Raw genomic sequence first — 3,981 nt, forward strand, 5'->3', positions numbered from 1 at the left:
AATTTTCGCTTCCTGTTAAAAGTATTACGAAAATAAAAATTAATTTACTTTTATTATTCATCTTATGTTTGAAATTTTTGTTTATAGCATAAAATAAAATTATAAAAAATAAAACTACAAATAAAAAATGTACTGATTATAGAAATAAAAACTTATTTTTAATATAAAAAAATTATGAAAGTATTTGCATTTGAACAAAAAAAATGTTAAATATAGGGGTGTCTTTAAATATAAAAGAAATGTTAGTGAAGCAGTTGATTGTCTTAAATTCAAAAATACTTTGTTTATTAAGCTTGTTACACGTTGTTGGCGCAACAAAAGTCCAAAGCGCCCTAAATCTTAATGTTCGAAAAGGGATTAGTATCGTCATTCCAGTATGTATTTCCGGTCTAGGAAATGCATCCAACGTGCAAAAAATTATAGAAAATGATTTAAAACTTTCTGGTTTTTTTAGAATTTTACCTGTTATAGGGGAAAACTCTTCCTCTGAATCTGAAGAACACGTAGATACAGTAAGTTTACAAAGCTGGGCGCACATTCCAGGTTCTGTTTTTGTACAAGCTCAGCTTAAGGAAGAAGACGATCAGCAGGTGTGTCGATTAAGTTTTTTCAACACACTTACTAAGCGGTGCTTAGGAAAGCAGATAGTTCGCCAAAAAGGAAGCAACTCGCGGCTTTTTGCTCACCGTGTTGCCAATGCAATTTATAAGCAGTTTACTGGAGAACCGGGGTATTTTCATTCAGTTATCGCATACACCTATGAAACGCACAATTCAAGAGATTCAAAAAAAAATAAACAGTGTATTGCACTGGTAAGCGTTGACGGAAAAGAGTGCTCTTTTCTTACTTCCCCCAGCAAAACGGGAGCTCTTTTACCACATTGCGCTAGAAATCGTCCAATTGTAACCTATTTAATTGATCGAGGATACGGTCAACACAAGCAGATCGGTGTGATGAATTTTGTAGAAAAAACTGAGTTTCGTCTTCCATATCTTCGGAACTTCAACTCTACACGAATCTCTGCTGATGGTAACGAAGTTATTTTTTCTTGTTCAGGGGAAAATGGCGCTTCATTGTTTGGATATAATTTAAATTCTGGGAAAATTTATCCTTTAACTTATCCAAATAATTCTTACATAGATGTTTCTCCTAGTTATTCTCCTGATGGGAAAAGGATGGTGTTTGTATCAGATCGCTTTGGAGGAATTCCCAAGTTATTTGTAAGCGGTCTTCACTCTGGAAATTCTCCCACATGCATCAGCAAGGGAAGCGGAAGATATTTTGCACCTGCTTGGTCTCCTTGTGGAAAGTGGATTGCCTTTGTAAAAAGAATGAATGGAAGACATTATTTGTGTGTCTCAGACTGTAATGGAGGACAAGAAAGAGCCATCGCTGAGTCTCTTGTTATTGACAGGCCCGCTTGGGGACCAAATAGTCGCTGTCTGGTTTATGCTGCTAAAAATGGAGATAATGCTCCCTATGTACTTCATATTGCCCATGCCTTTGGAAACCCCGCAGGAGGAGTGACCGTGCGACGTCTTTCAACTATTATCAATGGGGTGTCTCACAGTGCCAACCATCCTTCTTGGTACCCTTTAAGTCTTGAGGGACACAAAGAATAAGGCAAGATTAAATAGAGATCGGAACGAATGCTTTTTGAGTTTCTTCAGTACTATGCTATCACTAATTCGTAAAAAAATTTGTGCTTTAGGGGCAGATAGTGCTCTTATTTTTCACAGCAATCGTTTTTTTGAGACTCAACGTCCGGTTTCCCATGAGATATACACTCTTTGTGGTTTTACCGGGTCTTATGCAAAGCTTTGGGTCAGTCAAAATAGTATGTGTTTGTTTACAGATGATCGCTATCTGATACAGGCAGAAAAGGAATGTAAAAACCGCACCTCTGTGCACAATCTAAGTTCCTTACACGACTATATTCAAACCCATAGCAAGATTTTAGTAATAGATCTTTGGCAAATATCTAAAAAGCACGCAGAAAAGTTTAGTGCTGAATCCCTTCCTTGCAAAGTCGTTTTTGAGCAATTGCTTGCGTTTCCTTCAAATTTTCAGCAAACAGTTTTCCCTCTTCCTTTTCTTGGAAGATCCCCTCAATTGTGGAAATCGTGGTTCAAACACCCTGTTTTGATATGTAATTCTCAAGATTTATCTTTTTTGTGCCGTGTTGCAACAGAAAACATCTTTCTTCCAACGCTTCAAGGGTACGGTTTGGGATGGTGGGAAGAAGCGTGTAATGAAGTTCTTTGGTTGGTTGGCGTTGATTCCCCTGTAATAAAAAAAAAATCATTCCCTTCCTCTGTTACGATACTTCCGATGGAAGTTTGGAAAAGCACAGTTAAAAAAACATTTTCTAAAATTTACTATATTCCAGAAACGACTCCTTTGGGGCTTTTGCGTTGGTTTCCCCAGACGCACAAAATATCGTCTTGGGATCTTCCTAAAACCCGGTGCATTAAAACGAATGAAGAATTAGAAGCCACTCGCCAAGCACATATTTTTGAAGGCGTTGCTTTTACGCGATTTTTATATTGGCTAGAAACGCAGAAAATAGAAAGAACCTATACAGAATATTCCGCGGCTTTACAGCTGGAAGAATTTCGAAAAAAATCTGCATCGTATCAAGGCCCAAGTTTTCCAACAATATCCGCATCAGGTCCTTCAGGAGCTATGATTCATTACGTTCCAAAACCTCACGATCAAACTTATATCCAAAATGGCCCATATCTAATCGATGCAGGAGGGCAATACCATTGGGGAACAACAGATATGACACGCTCAATGTGGCTAGGGCCAAATTCTCCAGATTCTTTGTATCAAGAAGATTACACTCAGGTTTTACAAGCTCACATTGATGTAGCCATGGCCATTTTCCCAAAAGGAACTTTTGGATCAGTGCTAGACACCTTAGCGCGTAATGTATTATGGAAGGCACATAAAGATTACGGCCATTCCACAGGACACGGGGTTGGGGTATTTTCCAACGTTCATGAAGGGCCTATTCAGCTAAGCTCTGGAAGTAAAATAGTTCTAGAGCCCAATATGATATGTTCTAATGAGCCAGGATACTATCGTCAAGGATTATGGGGAATTCGATTGGAAAATCTTTTTCACGTGAAAGAGGATCACCCAGGGTGGTTAAAATGGAATGTTTTGAGTCTTGCTCCTTTTCAACGGCGTCTTATTCAAAAAAATATATTAGGTCAAGAACGAATAGCCTGGTTGAATGCTTATCACGAACAAGTTTTTACCACACTTTGTCCTTACCTTTCAAAAAAGGAAAGCGCATGGCTTCAAATTGAAACATTTCCCCATTAGCACTAAGTGTGTTTGGTTAAAAGTGAAACTTTTAACCAAATTATAGCGTAATCAATTTTAAATGTTTTATTAACGTGAAGTTCCGCAAAATACGCATTGTTACCTCCAGCATTTCAAGTGATCGTGTGTTTGCAAGGAGTTTTCGACGAAATTTCGTAAACCAATAGCGGTGTCGACCGTGATTTTGTTCAATGGAAAACGTTTTATCTTTTCCCTTAAAGAGACGGGGGATTGGTATAATTTTATTAAAACCTGCCCAACGATCTCTGCAATAAAATAAAATTTTCCATTTTTTTAATCGTTCAAAAAGTCATTTGAATGTTTGACTCAAGAGATCAATAAATTCCCAATTGATGAGCCCTTTTCCAGTACGATCCTAGGATTTAAAAATCCAAATTTTTTGTTTCTTTTTTTAAATAATATCAAAATTCATCGACTTTCATGACAATACCTTTGTCTTCTGGGGATGGCTCAATTTTGGCGCATAGCCTTGATCCCAAGGTACGCCCCCCTTCAAAACGCATAAGTGTTGAAAGTGGTTGAGATAGATATTATGAGTATAAAGTTTTAATTTTATAATGATGTATTGATATATGGTTAGAGAGACTAGGAAAACTTTACGATGTATATAATAATAAAATCACCGGA

2 protein-coding genes are annotated in these 3,981 nt (G+C 37.2%); both read left to right on the forward strand.

Going from position 1 to position 3,981, the window contains the following annotated elements; all coding sequences use genetic code 11:
• Positions 1 to 245 precede the first annotated feature (245 nt).
• The gene (locus HE1_RS05255) at positions 246 to 1,622 is read left to right on the forward strand and encodes a beta-propeller domain-containing protein (protein ID WP_162531285.1); all 1,377 of its coding nucleotides are present in this window, start codon (positions 246 to 248) and stop codon (positions 1,620 to 1,622) included.
• 34 nt (positions 1,623 to 1,656) lie between these two features.
• Entirely contained in the window at positions 1,657 to 3,333 is a 1,677-nt protein-coding gene (locus tag HE1_RS06625) for a M24 family metallopeptidase (protein WP_206537251.1), read from the forward strand.
• The last annotated feature ends 648 nt before the right edge of the window (positions 3,334 to 3,981 follow it).

The sequence above is a fragment of the Holospora elegans E1 genome (genome assembly GCF_000648275.1).
Classification (GTDB): Bacteria; Pseudomonadota; Alphaproteobacteria; order Holosporales; family Holosporaceae; genus Holospora; species Holospora undulata_A.